Here is a 22,473-nt window from a genome sequence, read left to right as displayed (position 1 = left end):
AACCTTCGATTGGGCTGGCAGAAAAAATGAGCGGGTCTTGCGGCCGGCTGATTTGGTCAATCCTCATACCCGCGTTTGTAGCGGCTCTTGGTGCTGACGGCCTCTTTCACCACCCGGCCAAAGGATTTCTGCCGGGCGCGGGCGGCGGCGATGGATTCCGAGTTGTGCTGATCCTCGCGCCGCAGTTTTTGCCAGCGGTCGAACCGCGCTTGATCAAGCGTGCCGTCCTTGAGAGCGGCCTTGACGGCGCAACCCGGTTCGCTGTCATGGGCGCAATTGGAGAACTTGCACTGAGCCGCGAGGGATTCGATGTCGTCAAACAGCTCTTCCAGACCGTCGCTGGTTCCCGAGAGCTGCAGTTCGCGCATTCCCGGCGTGTCGATGAGCCAGCCGCCGGACATTGTCGGCCGTAAAGCGCGGTGGGTGGTGGTGTGGCGGCCTTTGGCGTCGTCCTCGCGGACGTTCTGCGTCGCCTCGGCCTCTCCGGTCAGGGCGTTGCGCAGGGTGGTTTTGCCGACGCCTGACGAGCCAAGCAGAGCGAGGGTTTTCGCATTGCTGCACCACGCGTTGAGGCGTGCCACGTCTTCGGGGTCTTTGGCGTTGACGGCGATGGCGGTGACCAGCGGGGAGAGGCGTTCGGCTTTCCGTCTGTAGCTGTCGGGATCATCGCATATGTCGGCCTTGGTCAGGATCACCAGCGGCAGCGCGTTCGATGCGAGGGCAAGCGCCAGATAGCGCTCCAAACGTGCGACGTTGAAATCGGCGTTGCAACTGGTGACAAGGCCCACGGTGTTGACATTGGCCGCCATGCGCTGGGCACCCACGGCGTGGCCTGCTGCGCGGCGGTGCAGGTCGGTGACCGGGTCAAGGCGGCGGATCGCGCTGGTGCCATCGGTCAGAACCCAGTCGCCCACGGCATACGCCCCGGCACTGTCGGTGGGGATCAGACGCATTTCGCCCGCTTCGGACAAGGCGACAAGCTGGCTGCGGTGCACCTCGGAGATGCGGGCAGGGATGAAGGGGGCGTCCTCTTCGGTGAGCTGACGCGCAAAGTGGTCCGACCATCCAAGGTCGGCGCGTGTGTATTTGGTCAAGGGTTTGATCCTGTCGCTGAGAAACCTGCCCCGGTGGGGCGTTCACATGGTCCGGGTGTGGCGATCAGCCTGTCACCCGCAGGGCGCACACAGTCTCCATCATGTCCTCCTGCATCTCAGCTTTGATTTACTCGGAGTATACGTGTGTGGGTGCAGCGCGCCAAGCGACATCTGGTCATTCGGTCAAACCGTTGCTAAGCGGACGCATGACCATGCCATCTCATGCCACTGTCGCTTGCATCAAATGGGGCACGCTGTTCGGGCCGGAATACGTGAACCGGCTCTATTCTGGCGTGCGGCGCAACCTGTCCTGTGCGGTGCGATTTGTGTGCATGACGGAACATGCCGAGGGGCTGCACCCGGATATCGAAGTGCTGGACCTGCCAGTGGAGCCCTTTGCTGAACCAATGGCGGCGGCGCTCAAGGTGGCGAACCGGCAAGGGGCGATGCGCAAGGTGTCGTTGTTCCGGCCGGGGTTGATCCCCGATCTGGAGGGGCCGGTTCTGGGGTTCGATCTGGATGTGGTGATCACCGGTTCATTGGATGATCTGCTGACCTTGGCGCCGGGCCACGTGGTGATGCGCCACGATTGGACTGAGGCGCGCAAGGGCCGGCCCACGGGGCACGGATCGGTGTTTCGGTATGATCCGGCGGTGCATGGGTTTCTTTATCACGATCTGGCGGCGGATGCCTATGCGGAGGTCGAGATCGCGCGTGGGTCTGAGCAGCGCTACACGTCGCACAAGGCGATGGAGAACGAGGTATTCACCTATATTCCGGGGAATTGGGTGGTGAGCTTCAAATATGACTGCAATCCGTTTCCGGGCAATTACGTGCATCCGGCGCGTTTGCCTGAGGACGCGCGGGTGGTGTGCTTTCATGGACGCCCCAAGATGCCGGAAGCGATTGAGGGTTATCGCGGGTCGCTGATCCGCTACGCCAAGCCGACAGCGTGGTTGCAGAAACACTGGGTCGATCTGGCCAAGGCGGATCTGGGGAATCGCTGGGGGTAGGCGGACGATGCGTCGACGCATCGCGTGTTTCTTTTGACGGAAACAGGGCGGACGGCAGGTTGAACCGGCAAGAATTCCCTGCCGGGCGGCTGGACTCTTGCGGGTGCCGCCGCGAACGGGGTAAGAGCGGGCAAGTGCATTCGAGGGAAGGGCAACACCATGCGTCGAGTAGTTGTGACAGGCTTGGGATTGGTGACACCGCTGGCGGACGGCGTCGAGGCGAGTTGGTCGCGCATTCTGGACGGTCAGTCCGGGGCGGGAACGATCAGCAAGTTCGATGCAAGCCATCTGGTGACGACCTATGCCTGCGAAGTGCCGTATGGCGACGGGACCGATGGCACGTTCAACCCGGATGCCTATCTCGAAAAGAAAGAACAGCGCAAAGTCGACGAATTCATCCTGTTCGGTATGGCAGCAGCACAGCAGGCCGTCACGGACGCTGGCTGGATGCCTGAGGACGAGGAAAGCCGTTTGCGCACCGGTGTGATGATCGGCTCGGGCATTGGGGGGCTGAACTCCATCGCTGAAACCGCGCTGCTGATCCGGGACAAAGGTCCGCGCCGGGTGTCACCGTTCTTTATTCCGGGCGCGCTTATCAATCTGATCTCTGGCAATGTTTCGATCAAATACGGTTTCAAGGGGCCGAACCACGCGGTTGTCACGGCCTGTTCCACGGGCGCGCATGCGATTGGCGACGCGGCGCGGTTGATCATGTTCGGGGATGCCGACGTGATGGTGGCCGGAGGTGCCGAAGCGGCGATTTCCGAGATCGGGATCGCGGGCTTCAACGCCTGCAAGGCGCTGTCGACGAAGCGCGGCGACGATCCCAAGGCGGCGAGCCGTCCTTATGATGCGGACCGCGATGGCTTTGTCATGGGCGAGGGCGCGGGCATCGTGGTGCTCGAGGAATACGAGCACGCCAAGGCGCGCGGTGCGAGGATCTATGCCGAGGTCTGTGGTTATGGTCTGTCGGGTGACGCCTATCACATCACTGCGCCGTCCGAGGATGGCGAGGGTGGAGAGCGCTCGATGCGCGCGGCGTTGAAACATGCGGGGCTAGAGCCTGCGGATATCGACTATATCAATGCGCATGGCACCTCGACCATGGCGGATGTGATCGAACTGGCGGCGGTTGAGCGGATGATGGGGGATGCTGCGGGCAAGGTGACGATGTCGTCGACCAAATCCGCGACGGGGCATCTGTTGGGTGCGGCTGGCGCGATCGAGGCGATCTTCTCGATCCTTGCGATCCGCGATCAGGTGGCACCGCCGACGTTGAACCTTGATACGCCTGCGGTCGAGACCAAGGTTGATCTTGCGCCGAAGAAAAAGCGGGAACGTCCGATCACCTATGCGCTGTCCAACTCGTTCGGGTTTGGCGGCACCAATGCCAGCGTCATCTTCGGAAAGGTGGATCGCTAAGTCATGTGGCGTCACATCGCGTCCAACGCATTGACCTTTTTGGTCGTGCTGGTTTTCCTTTTTGGCGGCGTCCTGATCTGGGCGCAGAATGAATACGTGTCTGAAGGGCCGTTGGAGCAGGCGATCTGTGTGCAGGTCGATCGCGGGTCGAACTTTCGGCGCGTGTCCGACGCCTTGGCCGACGACGGTGCTGTGTCGAGTGCGTCGTTGCTGCGGATCGGGGCGGATTATGCGGGCAAGACATCCGAGTTGAAGGCGGGGTCGTTCCTTGTGCCCGAAGGCGCCTCGATGGAGCAGATTGTCGACATCGTCACGCGCGGCGGGGCCAGCACCTGTGGCACGGAAGTCGTGTACCGTGTGAGCATTGCACGCGCCACGGTGCAGGTGCGTGAGCTGGACCCGGCGACGGGGCGGTTTGTCGAGATTGCGGAATTCAACCCGGCGGAAGACGACGCGCCTGAAGCCTACACCAATGTGAAGGCCGAAGCAGACACGCGGTATCGGGTGGCTTTGGCCGAGGGTGTGACAAGCTGGCAGATCGTGCAGGAATTGGGGCAGATCGACATTCTTGAGGGCGAGATCGAAGAGATCCCCGCCGAAGGGTCTTTGGCCCCGGACAGCTATGAGATCACGCCGGGCAGCGACCGGGCGGAGCTTTTGGCGCGGATGGAATCGGCGCAGGAGCGTATTCTTGCCGAGGCATGGGCGAACCGTCAGGATGGGTTGCCGTATGACAGCCCGGAAGAGGCATTGGTGATGGCGTCGATCATCGAAAAGGAAACCGGCACGCCGGATGAGCGCTTCCTTGTGTCGAGCGTGTTCGTCAATCGCCTTGAACAGGGGATGCGACTGCAGACCGACCCCACGGTGATCTATGGCATCACACGCGGGCAGGGTGTGTTGGGGCGCGGTATCCGGCAGAGCGAATTGCGGGCCGAAACCCCGTGGAACACCTATGTGATCGACGGGCTGCCGCCGACCCCGATTGCCAATCCGGGCCGGGCCAGCATTGAGGCGGCTTTGAACCCGGATGATACGGATTTCATCTTCTTCGTGGCCAAGACACTGGACCCTTCAGATGGTCATAATTTCGCGGTCACGCTGGCCGAGCACAATGCCAATGTTGCGGCGTACCGGGCGCTTGAAGCGCAGCGGGACAATTGAGCCTGATCTTGCCTGATGACGCGTCCTCGACATGGGGATGATCGAACTGCTGCTTATTGGAGCGGTGGTGTTTGTCATCGCCGGGTCGGTCAAGGGGCTGGTGGGCATCGGGCTGCCGACAGCCGCGATCAGCATGCTGACCATGTTCATTGATCCACGAACCGCGATTGCGATGGGCTTGGTGCCGATCGTTGTGTCCAACGCGTGGCAGGTCTGGACCATGGGCGATATCCGGGGCGCGTTTCAGCGCTATTGGATTTTTGCCTTGGCGCTTGGGGTCAGCGTGTTCGTCACGGTTGTCCTGTCGGCAGAGATCTCTGATCGGGTGATTTTCCTTGCACTGGGGCTTTCTATTGTGTCGTTTGCCGCGCTGAACCTGCGGTTCACAATGCCGCGCTTGCCGGATCGGTTCGACAAGCTGGGTCAGCTGGGGTTCGGGACAGCCGGCGGCATCCTTGGCGGGTTGTCCGGCGTCTGGGTGGCACCCGTCATCATGTATATGAGCGCGCGGCAGGTGCCCAAGGACGAGTTTGTGCGCGCGGTGGGATTGCTCTTGTTGATCGGCGGGGTGCCGTTTGCGCTGGCCTATGTGCAGCAGGGGTTTCTGACGCCAGAGCTGGGCGCTATGTCGTTGGCGTTGGTCGTGCCGACATTGCTGGGCTTTACCTTGGGGGCAAAGCTGCGGTCGAGGTTTTCGAACGAGAGTTTCCGCAAGCTGGTGCTCTACGTGTTCCTGATCCTTGGGCTGAACCTGTTGCGGCGGGGGATTTTCTGAACCGCGTCTGTTGTGGTTAAGGAAACCTGAATCACTTCAATTTGTGACCTGACCATGGGTTTTGTGGCCTCAAACGCGAGGTCTTGCCGAGGTCTTAAACCTCCGCGCGGCGCGTTAGGCGCTTGTTTCCTTGTTGACTGTCTATTGCTTCGTGCCTGCTAGGCATCAACAGGTTGCGGGATATTCCGCGGCTTGCCGGTGCGTCGATGGACGGAGATCCATTCAGCACAGGAGGCAGGGATCGCATGGTTTTGATCACTGCAGAAGAGACGGGCAGCGCGCTTGAGACCGAGCGCGATGCTATTGCGCAGGAACTGCGGACCATCCGCGAGATGGTGGCGGCCCTGCGCAGCAAGGTGGAGGCCGGAGAAACGGGCACTGCAACCGAGGCAGCCAAAGCGCTGAGCGAATTGCGGGCCTGGCTGAAACACGCCAAGGATACGGAGGTTCAGATTGAAAGACATCGCCGAGAACATGCCGCGATTGAAGGGGCTTACGGGCTTGACCTCGATGCGGCGCGGGTTGCGGTCGGGTGCAGACTTGATCGCCTCCGCCAGTGTTGCCGAGAGGGACGCGTTTCTGAGCAGTCTTGAAGAGGTGGACGGGGCGCTTTTGGCGTTGCCCTACCTGTTCGAGTTCTGGGCGCATCCGCACCAGTTGCCCCCAGAGGGGGACTGGCGGTCGTGGGTGATCCTTGGTGGGCGCGGCGCGGGGAAAACCCGCGCCGGTGCCGAATGGGTGAGACAGATGGTCGAGGGATCGCGGCCTTTGGACAAGGGGGCTGCCCGGCGCGTGGCGCTTGTGGGTGAGACCTTGGATCAAGTGCGCGAGGTGATGATTTTTGGTGATAGCGGGATCATGGCCTGTTCGCCGCCCGACCGACGACCAGAATGGTTGGCGACGCGACGGATGTTGCGCTGGCCCAACGGGGCCGAGGCTGTGGCGTGTTCGGCGCATGACCCCGAGAGTTTGCGTGGACCGCAGTTTGACGGTGCGTGGGTGGATGAGCTTGCGAAATGGAAGCGTGCGCAGGAGGCGTGGGACATGTTGCAGTTCACGCTGCGACTGGGGACGCATCCGCGGGTTTGCGTGACAACGACGCCGCGGAATGTGGGTGTTTTGAAGGATTTGTTGGCGGCACGTTCGACGGTTGTGACGCGCGCCCCGACCGAGTCGAACCGGGCCTATCTGGCCTCGTCGTTTCTGGACGAGGTGCGGGCGCGCTATGCGGGCACGCGGCTGGGGCGGCAGGAGTTGGACGGCGATCTGCTGGATCAGGCCGAGGGTGCGCTTTGGTCGATGGAAGCGCTGGAGGCGGCGCGCTGTTCGGTGGTGCCGGTGTTCGACCGGATCGTGGTTGCGGTTGATCCGACGGCGTCGAGCGGCAAGGGGTCGGATGCCTGTGGGATTGTGGTGGCGGGGGTCGTCACGGACGGGCCGCCGCAGGACTGGCGCGCAGTGGTGCTGGAGGATTGCACGGTGCAGGGCGTGTCGCCTCTGGTCTGGGCGCGCCGCGCGATCACGGCGATGGAGCGGTGGGGCGCGCATGCCTTGGTGGCCGAGGTCAATCAGGGCGGTGACATGGTGGAGGCCGTGTTGCGACAGGTCGATCCGATGGTGCCGGTGGTGCGGGTCCATGCGTCACGGTCCAAGGCCGCGCGGGCCGAGCCTGTGGCGGCTTTGTATGAGCAGGGGCGCGTAGCGCATTACGGGGCGTTTGACGCGTTGGAGGACGAGATGTGTCAGATGACGCGGTTGGGCTATCAAGGGACGGGGTCTCCGGATCGTCTGGACGCGCTGGTTTGGGCTCTGACCGATCTGGTGATCGCGCGGGCGGCGGAATGGCGTGTGCCGCGTGTTCGGACGTTGCGCCGCTGAGCGCACGGTATGGTTTCCAGCCGTTAACCTTTGCTGGCTAGGTTGGTTTCATCAAGACGGCGCAGGACGGGACGCGCCAAGCAATTTGACAGAGCGGTGAAGTGGGGGCCCGGCCTTGCCTTTGGGCAGGCTGAGGACGGGAACGCTGTGTCTGGTGTGCCGGGGGCCTTTGGGGGCTTGGGCCTTTGGCACGAGGCCGGTCGGGAAGGTTCGAGAGACCGTCCCGACCGCGCCGAAATTGAAACGGGATTTGCGAGGAGCGCAGCAGCATGGTGTGGGACATCTTTCGTCAAAGACGCAAAGAAGAGGCTGGGATCGAGGCCAAGGCAAGTGCCACCGGGCCAGTCGTGGCCTGGCAGAACATGGGGCGCGTGGCGTGGTCGGCGCGGGACACGGCGTCTTTGACGCGGACGGGGTTCACCGGCAACCCGGTGGGGTTCCGGGCGGTCAAGCTGATTGCGGAGGCGTCGGCGGCGATGCCGTTGGTGTTGCAGGATGCAAGCCAGCGCTACGAGGTGCATCCGGTGCTGGACCTGTTGCGTCGTCCGAACCCGGCGCAGGGGCAGGCGGAGCTGTTCGAGGCGTTTTACGGTCAGTTGCTCTTGTCCGGTGACGGGTATTTCGAGGCGGTGGGCGCCGGTGGCGTTCCGGGCGAGTTGCATGTGCTGCGGTCGGACCGGATGAAGCTGGTGCCGGGACAGGACGGCTGGCCAGTGGCTTATGAATACGGTGTGGGCGGTAAGGCGCATCGGTTCGAGATGGGTGAGGGGGCCCGGCCCGTGTGCCATGTGAAGGCGTTTCATCCGCAGGACGATCATTACGGGCTGAGCCCGATGGTGGCGGCGGCGCAGGCGCTCGATGTGCACAACGCGGCGTCGCGTTGGTCGAAGGGGTTGCTCGACAACGCGGCGCGGCCTTCGGGGGCGATTGTCTATCACGGCACCGATGGTGTGTCGGGGATGGGGACCGATCAGTACGACCGGCTGGTCGAGGAGATCGAGAGCCATCACATGGGAGCGCGCAATGCGGGGCGGCCGATGCTGCTGGAAGGCGGGCTGGACTGGAAACCGATGGGGTTTTCGCCGTCCGATATGGAGTTCCAGAAGACCAAGGAAGCGGCGGCGCGGGAGATTGCGGTGGCGTTTGGAGTTCCTCCGATGCTGTTGGGGATTCCCGGAGAGGCAACATTTGCCAATTACGCAGAGGCGCATCGGGCGTTCTACCGCCTGACGGTGTTGCCGCTGGTGACACGGGTGACGGCGGCGCTATCGGCGTGGTTGTCGGAGCATGCCGGTCAGGATTTGGTGCTGAAGCCCGATCTGGATCAGGTGCCTGCACTGGCGGCGGAACGCGATGCGCAATGGGCGCGGGTGGCGCGGGCGGAGTTCCTGACGTCGGCGGAAAAGCGTGCGCTGCTGGGTCTGCCGGTGTTGGCCGATGAGTGACATGCGGGGCGGGTACGAGCCGTTCGACTGTGCGCCTGCCTTGCGGCTTGAGGCGCATGAACGGGTGACGCAGCTGCGGTTCGAGGGGATCTCGGCGCGGCTGGACCGGATCGAGGTGTTGATCGAGCGGCTGGAGCGGCGGGTGTGGCTGGCGGTCTACGGCGTGGCGGCGGCGGTGTTGGCGGATGTGTTCCTGAAATTCGTTCAGGTGACGCCATGAGGGAGTACGGGATGGATTTGGAACGGAAATTCTGCCGGTTCGATGCGGATATCACGGTCACGGATGGCTGCGTGATCGAAGGCTATGCGTCGCGGTTCGGGCAGTGCGATCAGGGCAATGATGTTGTTTCTTCAGGGGCTTATGGTGCGTCGTTGAAGCGACTGGCCGAGAGTGGTCGGGCGGTCAAGATGCTGTGGCAGCATGATCCGGCGCAGCCCATCGGCATTTGGGACGTGGTGCGCGAGGACGGCGTCGGTTTGTACGTGAAAGGCCGATTGCTAGAGACGGTCGCACGCGGTCGGGAGGCGGCGGCGCTGGTGGCGGCGGGGGCGATTGACGGGCTGTCCATCGGCTATCGCACCAAGGCCGCGACGAAGGACAAGCAGGGCCGCAGGGTTCTGACGGAACTGGAGCTGTGGGAGGTGTCGCTGGTGACCTTCCCGATGCTGCCCAGTGCGCGGGTGGCCGCCAAGGGGGAGACCCCGGTGGAGGCTGACCTGCGGGAGATGGCACGCCTGATCGAAGAGGCGCGCCGGGACTTGGTGGACGGCTAGGGCCACCCTTCAGAGATGGGAAAATCGGGATGAGTGAGACCGGGACAACGTCGCGGAGCGGGGAAGATCTGTCTCCGTTCACCCAGGTGGGTGCCGCGTTGGCAGGGCTGGTGGGCGACATGCGCCGACAGCGCGATGACTTCGACAGAAAGCTACAGGAACAGGAAGAGCGAATGACCAAGATTGATCGAAAGACGGCCTATGCGGGGCGTCCTGCGTTGGCGGGTGGTGTTAAGACCGAAGACGTGCATTACCAGGCGTTCGACGCCTATCTGCGCAGTGGTGACGATGATGCCTTGCGCGGTTTGGAGATGGATGTGAAATCCATGTCCACCAATGTGAACGGCGATGGCGGGTTCCTGATCGATCCGGCGACATCGGAGACCATCCAGGGTGTTCTGAAAAGCAGCGCGTCGCTGCGCGCGGTGGCCTCGGTCGTGAATGTCGAGGCGTCGAGCTATGACGTGCTGATCGACCAGGGCAATGCCGGGGCGGGCTGGGCCGATGAAGTTGCGTCGCGGTCCGAGACCGGGACACCGACCATCGACCGTATTTCCATCAAGCTGCACGAGCTGAGCGCGATGCCCAAAGCGAGCCAGCGTTTGCTGGACGATACGGCGTTCGACATCGAGACTTGGCTGGCTGGCAAGATTGCGGACACGTTTGCACGTGCCGAAGCGGGGGCTTTCATCGACGGTGATGGCAATGACAAGCCGCGCGGGATTTTGAACCATGGCGCGGTGGACAATGATGTCTGGACCTGGGGCAATCTTGGCTATGTGCCGACTGGTGTGGACGGGTCTATCGGCAATGGCGATGCGCTGATCGAACTGGTCTATGCGCTGGGGGCAGAATACCGCGCCAATGCGACTTTTGTCATGAATTCCAAGACGGCGGGCACGCTGCGCAAGCTGAAGGATGCGGATGGACGTCATCTGTGGTCGGACGGGTTCACATCCGGTGAGCCTGCGCGTCTGCTGGGTTATCCGGTGTTGATTGCCGAGGACATGCCGGACATTGCGTCGAACGCGGATGCGATTGCGTTCGGTGACTTCCGCGCGGGTTACACGATTGCGGAACGCCCTGATCTGCGCGTGCTGCGTGATCCGTTCAGCGCCAAGCCGCATGTGCTGTTCTACGCGACCAAACGGGTTGGCGGCGATGTGAGCGATTTCGCTGCCATCAAGCTGCTGCGCTTTGCTGTCGCCTGATCGGTGATGGCGGACATGGGGAGGGCGGTGCGGGCCGTCTTCCTCATGGGGCGCGCGCCGGTGTGCCGGCGTTGTCTAGCCGCTCCCTCCGTCCGAGCAGCGGCGGCGGCGCGCGTCCGACAACTTACCGGCCTCTGAACGAGGGACAGGTTTGCGGAGAACACGAGATGTATTTGATTGAAGAGAGCCAGATACCGGATACCGCTTTGCCGGTGGCGCGGCTGCGCGACCATCTGCGGATGGGCAGCGGGTTTGTGGAGGACGGGCTTCAGGACGAGCTGTTGGGCGGGTTCCTGCGGGCGGCGATGGCGGCGATCGAGGCGCGGACGGGCAAGGCGCTTTTGGTGCGGGATTTCCTGTGCAGTCTGCATCGGTGGCGGGATGTGACAGGGCAGGTGTTGCCGATTGCCCCGGTGCGTGCGGTGACGCAGATCACTTTGGTCGATGCGTTTGGCGCGGGGGCTGTGGTGGACGCGGCGCGCTATGCGCTGGTGGCGGATGGCGATGCGCCGAAGGTGGTGCCAATGGGAGGCTGTTTGCCGTCCATACCGGAGCACGGCAGCGCCGAGGTTCGGTTTCAGGCTGGAATGGCCGAGGCGTTTGGCGATCTGCCCGCCGATCTGGCGCAGGCGGTGATGTTGCTGGCGGCGCATTACTACGAATACCGCGATGAGACCGCGTTGGGGCAAGGATGTATGCCGTTCGGGGTGACGAGCCTGATCGCGCGCTATCGCCCGGTACGGATCGGGTTCGGCACATGAGCGGGCCGCGGCTGACATCGAAGCTGGTGCTGGAGCGGCTGGACGCTGTGCCGGACGGTGCGGGCGGGATGCATGAAAGCTGGGTCGCGCTGGGTGTGCTATGGGGTGAGGTGAAGCCTCGGTCCGGGCGCGAGGGCGTTGGCGAGGCTGGGCAGGTGTCGGTGACCGGGTTTCGGGTTTTGGTGCGGGGTGTACCGCAGGGACATTCTGCGCGGCCTTTGCCGGAACAGCGGTTTCGGGACAGTACCCGGGTGTTTCGGATCAATTCGGTGACCGAAGCCGATCCTGGCGGGCGGTTCCTGATCTGCCTCTGTGACGAGGAGGTGGCGACATGAGCTATGCGGTGGCGGCGGCGTTGCAGGGGGCTGTGTATCAGTGCTTGCAGACCGATGCGGGGCTTTCGGTTCTGGTCGGTGACCGGGTGTATGACGCGGTGCCAAAGGGGCGGTTGCCGGACCTGTATGTGGCACTTGGGCCGGAGCGGGCGGTGGATGCGAGCGACAAGACCGGGCGTGGGGCGTGGCATGAATTCGTGGTGTCTGTGATCTCGGACGATGCGGGGTTTCAGACGGCCAAGGAGGTGTCGGCGGCGGTGTGTGATGCGCTGATCGACGCCGCGTTGGTGTTGGAGCGGGGCCGGTTGGTGGCGCTGAACTTCAAGCGGGCGGTGGCGCAACGCGAGAAGGCGGGGCGGCGCAGGATCGACCTGACCTTCCGCGCGCGGGTCGAGGATGACGCCTGAGGGCGTTTCGGATTTCAGAGACAGTTTCCAGACAGGGAGTGTGGGCGATGGGTGCTCAGAACGGGAAAGACCTTTTGATCAAGGTCGATGTGGATGGCAGCGGCACGTTTGAGACTTTGGCGGGCCTTCGGGCGACGCGCATCAGTTTCAACGCTGAAGCGGTGGATGTGACCTCGCTTGAGAGCGATGGCGGGTGGCGCGAGTTGCTGGCGGGTGCGGGCGTGCGGAGTGTCGCGATCTCGGGGGCCGGTGTGTTCAAGGATGCGAGCACCGATGAGCGGGCGCGGCAGATTTTCTTCGAAAGCCAGACGCCCGCGTTTCAGGTGATCATCCCGGATTTCGGGGTTGTGCAGGCACCGTTTCAGGTGACGGGGCTGGAATATGCCGGGTCGCATAATGGCGAGGCGACCTATGAGTTGTCGCTGGCCTCGGCCGGCGTTGTGGCGTTCACGGCGGCGGCGTGACGATGGCGAACCCCTGGCGTGGAGAGGTGACGCTGGTGATCGACGGGGCGCCGCATGTGTTGCGGCTGACACTGGGAGCGCTGGCGGAACTGGAGGCTGACCTCAAGGCAGACACGCTGGTCGATCTGGTGTCACGTTTCGAAGGTGGCGGGTGCTCCAGTCGGGATGTGCTGGCGTTGATCGTGGCTGGCTTGCGCGGTGGCGGCTGGCGCGGGACTGCAGCCGATTTGCTCGCAGCGGAGATCGAGGGCGGGCCACTGGCGGCGGCGCGGGTGGCGGCGGAGTTGTTGGCGCGGGCGTTTGTGCCGGTGGGGGAGACGTGAGCCGGTTCGACTGGCCTGCGCTGATGCGTGCCGGGGTCCGCGGGCTGGGGCTGCGCCCGGCGGAGTTCTGGGCGCTCACGCCAGCGGAGCTGCACCTATTGTTGGGGGGCGGTGATGCGCCTTTGGAGCGGAGTGGGTTGGACGCCTTGATGGCGGCTTATCCGGACAAGCGGGGGGATCAGGATGATTGAGTTGGACAGCATTGACGGTTTCGAGGCACAGGTGAGTGCTTTGGAAGAAGCGCTTGCAGGTGCGTCGAGCATGGCAGGCGGGTTTCAGGCCGAGATGGCAAAGGTGCGCGAGTCTTTGTCAGAGACTAGCAAGGGCGCATCCAAGCTGGAGGGCGCGCTGAACAGTGGGTTGAGCCGGGCGATTGATGGGATCGTGTTTGATGGGATGAAGCTGTCGGACGCGCTGGGCACGATTGCGCAGTCGATGATCGGGGCGAGTTACCGTGCGGCGGTGAACCCGGTGAAGGAACATCTGAGCGGGATGGTGATGCAGGGGATCAGCAACCTGCTGCCCTTTGCCAATGGGGCGGGCTTTGCGCAGGGGCGGGTGATGCCGTTTGCCGATGGCGGTGTTGTCAGTGGGCCGACGACCTTTCCGATGCGGGGCGGTGTCGGGCTGATGGGCGAAGCGGGGCCAGAGGCGATCATGCCGCTGGCGCGCGGGGCTGATGGCAAGCTGGGTGTGCGGGCTGGCGGCGGTGGGCGCGCGGTCAACGTGGTGATGAACATCTCGACCCCGGATGTGCAGGGGTTCCGTCGGTCGCAAAGCCAGATCGCGGCGCAGATGGGCCGGGTATTGGGCTCTGGTCAGCGGAACCTGTGAGGAGGGCTTGCGATGCAGTTTCATGAGGTACGGTTTCCGACGGCGTTGAGCTTTGGTTCCATTGGGGGGCCAGAGCGGCGGACGGATGTAGTGACGCTGGCCAGTGGTTTTGAGGAGCGGAACACGCCGTGGGCGCATTCGCGCAGGCGGTATGATGCGGGGATCGGGCTGCGGTCGATGGATGATATCGACACGCTGATCGCGTTCTTTGAGGCGCGGCGCGGGCAGATGTACGGGTTTCGCTGGAAAGACTGGGCAGACTTCAAGTCGTGTAAACCGTCAGCACAGGTCACGGCCACAGATCAGGTGATCGGGACTGGCGATGGCGTGACGACGGAGTTTGGTTTGTCAAAGGCGTATGTGTCGGGGGGTGCGGTTTACGCGCGTCCGGTGGCGAAGCCTGTTGCCGGGTCGGTGCTGGTGGCGGTTGACGGCATGGCGCTGGAGGAGGGGACGGATTTCTCGGTCGATGTGATGACTGGGGTGGTGTCTTTCTTTACTGCGCCCTCTGCGGGGGTCTCGGTAACAGCCGGGTTCGAGTTCGATGTGCCAGTGCGGTTTGACACGGACCGTATTCAGACCTCGGCTGCCACATTCCAGGCGGGTGAAGTGCCGGATGTGCCGGTGGTGGAGTTGCGGGTATGAGCGCGGCGGAGGCGCTGGGTGCGCACCTGGGCAGGGGTGTCACCACGGTGGCGCGGGCTTGGGAGGTGCGGCGAAGGGATGGCCGGCGGTTTGGTTTTACGGATCACGATCTTGACCTGAGCTTCAACGGATTGGCCTTTCGTGCGGATACCGGCATGAGCGCGGCAGCGGTGCAGCAGGGCACCGGGCTGTCAGTGGACAACACTGAGGCGGTTGGCGCGCTGTCTGATGCCAGCGTGACCGAGGCGGACATTGCGGCGGGGCGGTTCGACGGGGCCGAGGTGACGGCGTGGTTGGTCAATTGGGCCGATGTCGCGGCGCGCAAGGTGCTGTTTCGGGGATCGTTGGGGGAGATCACACGCAGCGGCGGTGCGTTCACTGCGGAGTTGCGGGGGCTGACGGAGTGGCTCAACCGGCCGGTGGGTCGGGTGTACCAAGCGCCGTGTCTGGCGGTGCTGGGGGATGCGGCGTGTGGAGTGGATACTGACGCTGAGGGTATGTCTGCCGAGGTGGTTGTTACCGGGGTGACCGCTAAGGGTGGATTTGTCCTGTCCGGCGCGAGCGGGTTTGAGGCGCAATGGTTTCAACGCGGACGGTTGACGATGTTGGATGGCGCTGCAGAGGGGCTTTGGGCCGTGATCAAGCGTGATGTGCTGTTCGAGGACGGCGCGCGCGAGGTCGATCTGTGGGAGCCGCTTCGGGCTTCGGTGGCTGTCGGGGATCGTGTAAAGCTGATCGTGGGCTGTGACAAACGGTTCGAGACTTGCCGAGGCAAGTTCGACAATTTGGTCAACTTCCAAGGTTTTCCGGACATTCCGCAGGAAGAATGGGTGTTGATTCATCCAACAGCAGCGCGGTTGCGCAGCGGTGGGAGCTTGCGGTGACGGGCGAGAGGATTGTCACAGAGGCGCGGCGTTGGATCGGCACGCCTTACGTGCATCAGGTGAGCCTGTGCGGAGCGGGGGCGGATTGTCTTGGGCTGCTGCGGGGCGTTTGGCGCGGGCTTTATGGGTGTGAGCCGGGTGTGGTGCCTGCGTATACGCCGGATTGGTCTGAGCCGCAGGGCGATGAAATGCTTTGGCGAGGGCTTGCTGCGCTCATGGAGGGCAAGCCTGTCGAGGATGAAGCGTCCGGTGACGTTATTCTGTTTCGGATGTGCGATCGGGGCGTTGCAAAACATCTGGGCATTCAGACGCGGATCGGCGCCGAGGCGCGATTCATCCACGCCTATTCGGGACATGCGGTGGTGGAAACGGCGCTGAGCGCGCCTTGGCAGCGGCGCATCGTGGCGCGGTTTGCCTTGCCCGACATTCAGGAAGGATAGAACGATGGCGACACTGGTTCTTTCGGCGGCGGGTGCTGCGCTGGGCAGCAGCCTTGGCGGATCGGTGCTTGGGCTGTCCATGTCGGCGGTTGGCCGGTTTGCCGGGGCGACTCTGGGACGGGCTATTGACCAGCGGGTGTTGGGCGGTGGGGCGCGGTCAATCGAGACTGGGCGGCTGGACCGGCTGCGGCTAAGCACAGCGGGCGAGGGTCAGCCGATTCCGCAGATTTTTGGCCGGATGCGGGTGGGCGGGCACATCATCTGGGCCACGCAGTTCAAGGAAAATGTGTCCAAGTCGGGTGATGGCAAAGGGTTGTCCGCGCAGCCGACAATCAAGGAATACAGCTATTCGGTGAGCCTTGCCGTGGCGCTTTGCGAGGGCGAGATCACCAGTGTGAACCGGGTCTGGGCGGATGGTGCCGAAATCTCGGTGCATGATCTGAACATGGTGGTCTATCCGGGATCGCGCGACCAGTTGCCTGATCCCAAGATGGAAGCTGTCGAGGGCGCGGGTTTGGTGCCTGCCTATCGGGGTACGGCCTATGTCGTGTTCGAGGATTTGGACCTGAGCCGGTTCGGCAACCGCGTGCCGCAGTTTTCCTTCGAGGTGACGCGCCCGGTGCAGGACGACCCCGAGGACGTGCCGTTCAACATTCGCGCGGTCGCGATGATCCCCGGTACAGGGGAGTATTCGCTGGCTACAGAAGCGGTGTCGCTGGATGGCGGTGCGGGCAAGTCAAACACCGTCAATGTGAACAGTCCGTCGGACCGGGCGGATTTTGAGACGTCGCTCAAACATTTGCAGGACGAAGTTCCGGATTGTGGGGCGGTGTCGCTGGTGGTGAGCTGGTTCGGTAGTGATTTGCGTTGTGGCGACTGTGTGATCCAGCCGAAGGTCGAACAGGTTGCAGCGGACAGTGCCGAGATGCCGTGGATGGTCAGTGGGCTTGTTCGGGCCGATGCCGGGTTGGTGCCGGTGGACGAAGGCCGTCCGGTCTATGGGGGCACACCGTGCGATGCGTCTGTTGTGCAGTCGATCCGGGATATGGTCGCGAAGGGGCTGGAGGTTCTGTACTATCCGTTCATCCTGATGGCGCAGATGCCGGGGAACGGGCTGCCGAACCCTTGGACGGGTGAGATGGAGCAGCCGAAGCTGCCTTGGCGTGGGCGGATCACAGCCAGCGTTGCGCCGGGACAGGTGGGAGACCTTACGGGCACCAGTCTAGTAGACGCCGAAGTGGCGGCGTTTTTTGGCGCGGCGCAGGTCGATGACTTTGTCGTGGCGGAGGGTGTGGTTCACTACGCACCGGGAGGATTGGAGCTTGGGAGCGAAGCCGAGGGCGGGTCCGAGGCCGAGGAGGTTCCGCAGGACTGGGGGTATCGACGCTTTATCCTGCATCAAGCTTATTTGTGCGCTGTTTCAGAAGGGGTGACCGCCTTTTGTATTGGGTCTGAGATGCGGAGCCTGACGCAATTGCGGGGGGCTTCTGGCTTTCCGGCGGTCGATGCGCTGCGGGTGCTGGCGGAAGAGTGCCGCGCGATCCTTGGGCCGGATGTGAAGATTGGCTATGCGGCGGATTGGTCGGAGTATTTTGGCTATCACCCGCAGGATGGCAGCGGGGACGTGTATTTCCACCTTGATCCGCTTTGGGCCGATCCGAATGTCGATTTTATCGGGATCGACAATTACATGCGTCTGTCCGATTGGCGGGATGGGGAAGGCCATGCCGATGCCGATTGGGGGTCAATCTACAACCTGGATTATCTGCGTGCGAATGTGGCCGGGGGCGAGGGGTACGATTGGTATTACCCGTCGCAAGACGCGCGGGATCTGCAGGTGCGGGAACCGATCACCGATGGCGCTTATGGCGAGCCATGGGTGTGGCGCTACAAAGATATTCGCAGTTGGTGGTCGCAGCCACATCACAACCGCGTGGGCGGGGTGCGGCAGGCTGTGCAGACGGAATGGGTGCCAAGTAGCAAGCCGATCTGGTTCACGGAAATCGGCTGTGCGGCGGTGGACAAGGCGACGAATGAGCCGAACAAGTTTCTGGACCCCAAGAGTTCCGAGAGCACTTTGCCCGCCTATTCGAACGGGCTGCGGGACGAGCTGATTCAGCATCAGTATCTGCGGGCGATGCTGAGCTATTGGGGCGACCCGGCGAACAACCCTGTGTCCGGTCTTTACGGTGAGCCGATGATCGACATGGGGCGGGTCTTTGTCTGGGCGTGGGACGCGCGGCCTTATCCTTGGTTTCCCAATGTAGACGAGATGTGGTCGGACGGCCCGAACTACCGTCGCGGTCATTGGATCAACGGGCGTGTGTCGGGTCGCACATTGGCCTCGGTGGTGGCCGAGATTTGCGAACGCTCTGGTCTGCGCGACTATGATGTGAGCGCGCTTTTCGGGTTTGTGCGCGGCTATCTTGCGCCGGATGTGACGGATGCCCGACGGGTTCTGCAACCTCTCATGCTGGCCTATGGGTTTGATGCCATCGAACGCGACGGGGGGGTGGTGTTCCGCAATCGTGATGGTGCGCGCGCGGTGTCGTTGGAGTTCGACCAGCTTGCGTCACATGACGATTTGGGCATCGAGGTGATTCAAAGCCGAAGCTCAGAAGCGGACATGTCGGGACGCGTGCGGCTGAACTTTGTCGAGGCGGATGGCGATTATCGTAATATCTCCGAGGAATCCGTGCTGCCCGACGAAGGCACTCATGCGGTGGCCGAAAGTGAAGTGCCGCTTTTACTGACGCGTCCCGAGGGGCGGCAGGCGGTTGAACGCTGGTTGAGCGAAGCGCGGGTGTCGCGGGATGCGGTGCGGTTTGCCTTGCCGTTATCCCAACAGGCACTCGGCGCGGGTGACGTGGTGCGTTTGCCGATTGAGGCGGGGGCCATGGCGGTGCGGATCGACCGGGTGGAGCAGACAACCCATCAGTTGATCGACGCCGTGCGGGTCGAGGCGGAGGTATACCATCCTGCGGATTTCCCGGATGATCCAACGCCATCGCGGCGCTTTGTGGCGTCCGGGCCAGTGCTGCCGCTGTTCCTTGATCTTCCGCTGATCACCGGAGATGAGGTGCCGCATGCGCCACATCTTGCGGTGACAGCGGATCCGTGGCCGGGGGATGTCGCGGTTTACGACGCAGTGGAAGATGCGGGGTATTCCTTGAATGGGCTTGTCGGAGTGGCTTCGACGGTTGGGGTCACTCTGAACGCGGTGGCACGGGCGCCTTCGGGGCTGGTGGATCACGCGACACTGATCGAAGTGGCACTGACTTCTGGCAGTTTGTCTTCGGTCAGTGAGGCCGGATTGCTGAGTGGCGCAAACCTTGCGGCGATCGGATCGGGCGAGCCCGACGGTTGGGAAATCATTCAGTTCAGGACGGCAGAGTTGACCGGACCTGGTGTCTGGCGACTGACTGGCCTGTTGCGCGGGCAATTCGGCACGGATGCGCTGGTGCCCGATATCTTGCCGACAGGAGCGTTTTTCGTGTTGCTTGACGGAACAGCGCGACAGATCGCATTGGCCTCTTCTTTGCGGGGACAGGCGCGGCATTACCGGATCGGACCTGCGGACAAGCCTTTTGATCACGCTGCCTATAGGCACGAGGTGCAGGCCTTTGCCGGGCTTGGTTTGCGGCCCTACAGCCCGGTGCATCTGAGAGCATATATGTCTGCTGGGGATGTTTCTGTGTCGTGGATTCGGCGCGCGCGATTGGATGCAGATAGTTGGGACCTGACCGAGATCCCCTTGGGCGAAGACCGTCAGGCCTATACCTTGCGGGTTCTGGTTGAAGGGGCTGTTGTTCGGAGCGTGGATCTTACCGCGCCGGGTTGGGTTTACACTGCCACCATGCAGGCAGACGACGGCATCGCGGGGACGGTGGATATCGAAGTGGCGCAGGTCTCGGACCGCTTCGGAGAAGGACCGGTGTCGCGGGTCATGGTGTTTGTGTGAGGCCGGTGATTTACAATGACGTGCTTGCAGCAGTCGCAGTTGCTGCGGCTGCGCCACCTGACCAGCATGGCGTTATCATCGCGACCCTGATCCGGGAAGCTGATCTGGCGGAGGTGTATCGCGGGCGCTACCAGTCAGCACATCCTGTTTTTGGGGATGGCAGCCTGATGACAGCGGCGCTGCGACATCCTACGCGCGGGCCAACCTCGTTTCAGTGCGCGGAAGGCCTCGCGGCGTGGATTGCTGTTCTCAAGGCATTGCAAGCGCTGCTGCCGTTGTCTGACGTGGATTTCAGTCTGGATGAGCCAAGCCAGTCTCGAACACGATTGAGGCTGTTTACGCATTCTGCGCGCTGATCCTTGCCATCACAGCTTTGCGTTTTCCGAATTCGATCCTATCTGCTAAACTCTGACCGTTAAAGGAGAGATGGCATGGCTGAAACACGTGCGAAACTCGCATCGGTTGACCCGGTTTGGGGCCGTATTGTCAAGGAAGCGGACGAGGCAGTTGCCAAGGAACCGCTTTTGGGCGGCATGATTCACTATTCGGTACTGCACCACCCAAGCCTCGAGCGGGCGCTGAGCTACCGGATTTCGCTCAAGCTGGCGAATGGTGAGATGACCGAGCAGATCCTGCGAGAGATTTGTGACGAGGCGTTTGCGTCAGATCCAAGTCTCGCCATGGCGGCGCGTGCCGACATTGTTGCTGTGTACGAGCGTGACCCGGCATGTCATCGGTTCTTGCAGCCGCTGCTGTTTTTCAAAGGGTTCCAGGCGATCCAGTGCTACCGCGTGGGCAATTGGCTCTGGCGGCAGGGACGGACGGATCTGGCGTATTTCGTACAGATGCGGTGTTCCGAGGCGTTTGGCGTCGACATTCACCCGGCAGCGAAGATCGGGCAGGGGATCATGATCGACCACGCCCATTCTATCGTTATCGGTGAAACGGCTGTGGTGGGCGACAACGTGTCGATGCTGCACTCCGTGACGCTGGGCGGGACTGGCAAGGAAGAGGAAGATCGTCATCCGAAGATCGGCGATGGTGTTCTGATCGGGGCCGGGGCCAAGGTGTTGGGCAATATCAAGGTGGGCAATTGCTCGCGGGTTGCGGCCGGGTCCGTGGTGCTGGAAGAAGTGCCGCCTTGCAAGACCGTGGCAGGTGTGCCTGCGCGGATCGTGGGTGAGGCTGGCTGTTCGCAGCCCGCAATCAGCATGGATCAGATTTTACGCTCTGGCGCGTGATGTGAGTTGGGCGATGCGGTAACGCATCGCCTGTTTCCGTTCACGGAAACATTTGGGGGCGCTGCCCCCGCCGCCTTTCAGGCGACTCCCCCGAGGTATTTCGAGCCCAAAGAAACTCAGGTCACGCCAGCATGGCCATCGGGTTTTCGAGGTTATCCACGATGGCTTGCAGGAGTTCTGCACCGAGGGCGCCGTCGATCACGCGGTGATCCACTGACAGCGTCATCGACATCACTGTGGCAACCGTGACGCTGCCGTCGTCTGCGACCACCGGCTTCTTGAGCCCTGCGCCGACTGCGAGGATCGCCCCATGGGGTGGATTGATGACGGCGTCGAAATTTTCGATGCCCATCATGCCGAGGTTCGAGATGGCAAAGCTGCCGCCTTGGTATTCGTGTGGGGCGAGTTTGCGGTCGCGGGCGCGGGTGGCGAGGTCTTTCATCTCGGCAGAAAGAGCCGACAGGGATTTCTGGTGCGCGTCTTTGAGCACGGGTGTGAAGAGGCCGCCTTCGATGGCGACGGCGACGGCCACGTCGGACGGTTCCAGTTGCAGGATGCGATCACCGGCCCAGACGGCATTGGCGGCGGGCACTTGCTGCAGAGCTAGCGCGCAGGCTTTGATGATGAAGTCATTGACGCTGAGTTTGACACCGCGCTTTTCGAGCTGGGCGTTGAGCTGAGCGCGGAAGGCCATGAGCGGATCGAGGGTGACGGACCGGCGCAGGTAGAAATGCGGGATGGTCTGTTTGGCCTCGGTCAGCCGTGCGGCGATGGTTTTGCGCATGCCGTCGAGCGGCAGTTCGGTATAGGCCCGGCCTTCGTACATCTTGGCGATTGCGCTGGCATCGACTGGTTTTGCAACTGGGGCCGATGCGGCGGGTGCTGCGGCTTGGGCCGGGGCTGCGGCCTGCGGCGTGGCGCTTTCGACATCGGCTTTGACAATGCGACCACGCGGGCCAGTCCCTGTGATCTGGCTTAGGTCCAGACCTTTGTCGGCGGCGATGCGTCGCGCGAGCGGGGAAGCGAAGACGCGGTCGCCGCTCTGGGTCGGCGCCGGGGGGGCAGCCGTTGGGGTCGCTGCCGCGGCAGGCTCGGCGGGTTTGGCAGGGGCGGCTTTAGGGGCAGGTTCGGGCGACGCGTCCAGATCATCGGCGCTTTCGCCGTCTTCGAGCAGCATCGCGATGGGCGTATTGACCTTGACGTCTGCTGTGCCCTCAGCGACGAGGACCTTGCCGATCACGCCTTCGTCGACGGCCTCGAATTCCATCGTCGCTTTGTCGGTTTCGATTTCGGCGATCACGTCGCCCGAAGACACCGCGTCGCCTTCCTTGACCAGCCATTTCGCCAGCGTGCCTTCCTCCATCGTGGGGGACAGGGCGGGCATGAGAATTTCGATGGGCAT

25 protein-coding genes are annotated in these 22,473 nt (G+C 62.9%); 23 read left to right on the top strand and 2 right to left on the bottom strand.

Annotated features, from left to right (window positions below):
- Nucleotides 1–56: 56 nt before the first annotated feature.
- The gene (gene rsgA, locus MCRY_RS10850) at nt 57–1,094 is read right to left on the bottom strand and encodes a ribosome small subunit-dependent GTPase A (RefSeq protein WP_085629692.1); all 1,038 of its coding nucleotides are present in this window, start codon (nt 1,092–1,094) and stop codon (nt 57–59) included.
- 206 nt (nt 1,095–1,300) lie between these two features.
- Here rsgA and MCRY_RS10845 point away from each other — a divergent pair, with 206 nt between their 5' ends.
- The 23 genes from MCRY_RS10845 to cysE all read left to right on the top strand — a co-directional run bounded on the left by MCRY_RS10845 (nt 1,301) and on the right by cysE (nt 21,071).
- Nucleotides 1,301–2,107: a glycosyl transferase gene (locus tag MCRY_RS10845; protein WP_138488230.1), complete on the top strand. Its 807-nt coding sequence runs from the start codon at nt 1,301–1,303 to the stop codon at nt 2,105–2,107.
- Nucleotides 2,108–2,266: 159 nt separating this feature from the next.
- Nucleotides 2,267–3,529, top strand: a complete 1,263-nt coding sequence (gene fabF / locus MCRY_RS10840) for a beta-ketoacyl-ACP synthase II (RefSeq protein ID WP_085629690.1) — start codon at nt 2,267–2,269, stop codon at nt 3,527–3,529.
- A 3-nt stretch (nt 3,530–3,532) separates the two neighbouring features.
- The gene (gene mltG / locus MCRY_RS10835) at nt 3,533–4,693 is read left to right on the top strand and encodes an endolytic transglycosylase MltG (protein ID WP_085629688.1); all 1,161 of its coding nucleotides are present in this window, start codon (nt 3,533–3,535) and stop codon (nt 4,691–4,693) included.
- A 37-nt stretch (nt 4,694–4,730) separates the two neighbouring features.
- The gene (locus MCRY_RS10830; protein ID WP_176234503.1) at nt 4,731–5,468 is read left to right on the top strand and encodes a sulfite exporter TauE/SafE family protein; all 738 of its coding nucleotides are present in this window, start codon (nt 4,731–4,733) and stop codon (nt 5,466–5,468) included.
- 245 nt (nt 5,469–5,713) lie between these two features.
- On the top strand, nt 5,714–6,061 hold the full coding sequence (locus tag MCRY_RS22880) for a hypothetical protein (RefSeq protein WP_171046201.1): 348 nt from the start codon (nt 5,714–5,716) through the stop codon (nt 6,059–6,061).
- Nucleotides 5,979–7,346, top strand: coding sequence for a DNA-packaging protein (locus MCRY_RS10820; protein WP_085629861.1), 1,368 nt, complete (start codon nt 5,979–5,981; stop codon nt 7,344–7,346). The genes MCRY_RS22880 and MCRY_RS10820 overlap by 83 nt, the downstream gene beginning before the upstream one ends.
- A gap of 269 nt (nt 7,347–7,615) precedes the next feature.
- Nucleotides 7,616–8,791, top strand: coding sequence for a phage portal protein (locus MCRY_RS10815; protein ID WP_085629682.1), 1,176 nt, complete (start codon nt 7,616–7,618; stop codon nt 8,789–8,791).
- Nucleotides 8,784–9,011 carry a GTA head formation protein, RCAP_rcc01685 family gene (locus MCRY_RS10810; RefSeq protein ID WP_085629680.1) on the top strand — a complete coding sequence of 76 codons (228 nt, stop codon included), beginning with the start codon at nt 8,784–8,786 and terminating at the stop codon, nt 9,009–9,011. Before MCRY_RS10815 ends, MCRY_RS10810 begins: the two co-directional genes overlap by 8 nt.
- 11 nt (nt 9,012–9,022) lie before the next feature.
- Entirely contained in the window at nt 9,023–9,565 is a 543-nt protein-coding gene (locus MCRY_RS10805) for an HK97 family phage prohead protease (RefSeq protein WP_085629678.1), read from the top strand.
- Between the two features lie 29 nt (nt 9,566–9,594).
- Complete coding sequence (locus MCRY_RS10800; protein WP_085629676.1) at nt 9,595–10,776, top strand: phage major capsid protein; 1,182 nt, start codon at nt 9,595–9,597, stop codon at nt 10,774–10,776.
- Between the two features lie 167 nt (nt 10,777–10,943).
- A complete protein-coding gene (locus MCRY_RS10795; RefSeq protein ID WP_085629674.1) occupies nt 10,944–11,537 on the top strand; it encodes a head-tail connector protein in 594 nt (197 codons plus the stop codon).
- Nucleotides 11,534–11,872, top strand: a complete 339-nt coding sequence (locus tag MCRY_RS10790; RefSeq protein ID WP_085629672.1) for a head-tail adaptor protein — start codon at nt 11,534–11,536, stop codon at nt 11,870–11,872. Before MCRY_RS10795 ends, MCRY_RS10790 begins: the two co-directional genes overlap by 4 nt.
- Nucleotides 11,869–12,279 (top strand): DUF3168 domain-containing protein, encoded by a 411-nt coding sequence (locus MCRY_RS10785; protein WP_085629670.1) that lies wholly within the window; start codon nt 11,869–11,871, stop codon nt 12,277–12,279. Before MCRY_RS10790 ends, MCRY_RS10785 begins: the two co-directional genes overlap by 4 nt.
- Before the next feature lie 47 nt (nt 12,280–12,326).
- Nucleotides 12,327–12,743, top strand: coding sequence for a phage major tail protein, TP901-1 family (locus MCRY_RS10780; RefSeq protein ID WP_085629668.1), 417 nt, complete (start codon nt 12,327–12,329; stop codon nt 12,741–12,743).
- Between the two features lie 2 nt (nt 12,744–12,745).
- Nucleotides 12,746–13,066 carry a gene transfer agent family protein gene (locus tag MCRY_RS10775; protein ID WP_085629666.1) on the top strand — a complete coding sequence of 107 codons (321 nt, stop codon included), beginning with the start codon at nt 12,746–12,748 and terminating at the stop codon, nt 13,064–13,066.
- A complete protein-coding gene (locus MCRY_RS10770; protein ID WP_085629664.1) occupies nt 13,063–13,257 on the top strand; it encodes a rcc01693 family protein in 195 nt (64 codons plus the stop codon). Before MCRY_RS10775 ends, MCRY_RS10770 begins: the two co-directional genes overlap by 4 nt.
- Nucleotides 13,250–13,900, top strand: a complete 651-nt coding sequence (locus MCRY_RS10765) for a phage tail tape measure protein (protein ID WP_085629662.1) — start codon at nt 13,250–13,252, stop codon at nt 13,898–13,900. The genes MCRY_RS10770 and MCRY_RS10765 overlap by 8 nt, the downstream gene beginning before the upstream one ends.
- 12 nt (nt 13,901–13,912) lie before the next feature.
- Complete coding sequence (locus MCRY_RS10760) at nt 13,913–14,545, top strand: DUF2460 domain-containing protein (protein ID WP_085629660.1); 633 nt, start codon at nt 13,913–13,915, stop codon at nt 14,543–14,545.
- Nucleotides 14,542–15,429 (top strand): DUF2163 domain-containing protein, encoded by an 888-nt coding sequence (locus MCRY_RS10755; RefSeq protein ID WP_085629658.1) that lies wholly within the window; start codon nt 14,542–14,544, stop codon nt 15,427–15,429. Before MCRY_RS10760 ends, MCRY_RS10755 begins: the two co-directional genes overlap by 4 nt.
- On the top strand, nt 15,426–15,869 hold the full coding sequence (locus tag MCRY_RS10750; protein WP_244897902.1) for a C40 family peptidase: 444 nt from the start codon (nt 15,426–15,428) through the stop codon (nt 15,867–15,869). Before MCRY_RS10755 ends, MCRY_RS10750 begins: the two co-directional genes overlap by 4 nt.
- Before the next feature lie 4 nt (nt 15,870–15,873).
- On the top strand, nt 15,874–19,830 hold the full coding sequence (locus MCRY_RS10745; protein WP_085629654.1) for a baseplate multidomain protein megatron: 3,957 nt from the start codon (nt 15,874–15,876) through the stop codon (nt 19,828–19,830).
- A gap of 5 nt (nt 19,831–19,835) precedes the next feature.
- Complete coding sequence (locus MCRY_RS10740; RefSeq protein WP_217808228.1) at nt 19,836–20,186, top strand: DUF7742 family protein; 351 nt, start codon at nt 19,836–19,838, stop codon at nt 20,184–20,186.
- A gap of 75 nt (nt 20,187–20,261) precedes the next feature.
- On the top strand, nt 20,262–21,071 hold the full coding sequence (gene cysE, locus MCRY_RS10735; RefSeq protein ID WP_085629650.1) for a serine O-acetyltransferase: 810 nt from the start codon (nt 20,262–20,264) through the stop codon (nt 21,069–21,071).
- Nucleotides 21,072–21,192: 121 nt separating this feature from the next.
- Here cysE and MCRY_RS10730 read toward each other — a convergent pair whose 3' ends face one another.
- Entirely contained in the window at nt 21,193–22,473 is a 1,281-nt protein-coding gene (locus MCRY_RS10730; protein WP_085629648.1) for a pyruvate dehydrogenase complex dihydrolipoamide acetyltransferase, read from the bottom strand.

Source organism: Marivita cryptomonadis, assembly GCF_002115725.1.
In the GTDB taxonomy this organism is placed as follows: domain Bacteria; phylum Pseudomonadota; class Alphaproteobacteria; order Rhodobacterales; family Rhodobacteraceae; genus Marivita; species Marivita cryptomonadis.
Note: the sequence above shows the minus strand (reverse complement) of the source record. Positions and strands in the feature narration are given on the sequence as shown.

Excerpts from the sequence above, each read along its gene's own strand:
- MCRY_RS10765 (WP_085629662.1), top strand. The coding sequence starts at position 13,250 with ATGATTGAGTTGGACAGCATTGACGGTTTCGAGGCACAGGTGAGTGCT.
- fabF (WP_085629690.1), top strand. The coding sequence starts at position 2,267 with ATGCGTCGAGTAGTTGTGACAGGCTTGGGATTGGTGACACCGCTGGCG.
- MCRY_RS10745 (WP_085629654.1), top strand. The coding sequence starts at position 15,874 with ATGGCGACACTGGTTCTTTCGGCGGCGGGTGCTGCGCTGGGCAGCAGC.
- mltG (WP_085629688.1), top strand. The coding sequence starts at position 3,533 with ATGTGGCGTCACATCGCGTCCAACGCATTGACCTTTTTGGTCGTGCTG.
- MCRY_RS10815 (WP_085629682.1), top strand. The coding sequence starts at position 7,616 with ATGGTGTGGGACATCTTTCGTCAAAGACGCAAAGAAGAGGCTGGGATC.
- MCRY_RS10780 (WP_085629668.1), top strand. The coding sequence starts at position 12,327 with ATGGGTGCTCAGAACGGGAAAGACCTTTTGATCAAGGTCGATGTGGAT.
- cysE (WP_085629650.1), top strand. The coding sequence starts at position 20,262 with ATGGCTGAAACACGTGCGAAACTCGCATCGGTTGACCCGGTTTGGGGC.
- MCRY_RS10760 (WP_085629660.1), top strand. The coding sequence starts at position 13,913 with ATGCAGTTTCATGAGGTACGGTTTCCGACGGCGTTGAGCTTTGGTTCC.
- MCRY_RS10820 (WP_085629861.1), top strand. The coding sequence starts at position 5,979 with ATGCGGCGCGGGTTGCGGTCGGGTGCAGACTTGATCGCCTCCGCCAGT.
- MCRY_RS10810 (WP_085629680.1), top strand. The coding sequence starts at position 8,784 with ATGAGTGACATGCGGGGCGGGTACGAGCCGTTCGACTGTGCGCCTGCC.
- MCRY_RS10845 (WP_138488230.1), top strand. The coding sequence starts at position 1,301 with ATGACCATGCCATCTCATGCCACTGTCGCTTGCATCAAATGGGGCACG.
- MCRY_RS10755 (WP_085629658.1), top strand. The coding sequence starts at position 14,542 with ATGAGCGCGGCGGAGGCGCTGGGTGCGCACCTGGGCAGGGGTGTCACC.
- MCRY_RS10795 (WP_085629674.1), top strand. The coding sequence starts at position 10,944 with ATGTATTTGATTGAAGAGAGCCAGATACCGGATACCGCTTTGCCGGTG.
- MCRY_RS10790 (WP_085629672.1), top strand. The coding sequence starts at position 11,534 with ATGAGCGGGCCGCGGCTGACATCGAAGCTGGTGCTGGAGCGGCTGGAC.
- MCRY_RS22880 (WP_171046201.1), top strand. The coding sequence starts at position 5,714 with ATGGTTTTGATCACTGCAGAAGAGACGGGCAGCGCGCTTGAGACCGAG.
- MCRY_RS10730 (WP_085629648.1), bottom strand. The coding sequence starts at position 22,473 with ATGCCCATCGAAATTCTCATGCCCGCCCTGTCCCCCACGATGGAGGAA.
- MCRY_RS10785 (WP_085629670.1), top strand. The coding sequence starts at position 11,869 with ATGAGCTATGCGGTGGCGGCGGCGTTGCAGGGGGCTGTGTATCAGTGC.
- MCRY_RS10775 (WP_085629666.1), top strand. The coding sequence starts at position 12,746 with ATGGCGAACCCCTGGCGTGGAGAGGTGACGCTGGTGATCGACGGGGCG.
- MCRY_RS10800 (WP_085629676.1), top strand. The coding sequence starts at position 9,595 with ATGAGTGAGACCGGGACAACGTCGCGGAGCGGGGAAGATCTGTCTCCG.
- MCRY_RS10830 (WP_176234503.1), top strand. The coding sequence starts at position 4,731 with ATGATCGAACTGCTGCTTATTGGAGCGGTGGTGTTTGTCATCGCCGGG.
- MCRY_RS10805 (WP_085629678.1), top strand. The coding sequence starts at position 9,023 with ATGGATTTGGAACGGAAATTCTGCCGGTTCGATGCGGATATCACGGTC.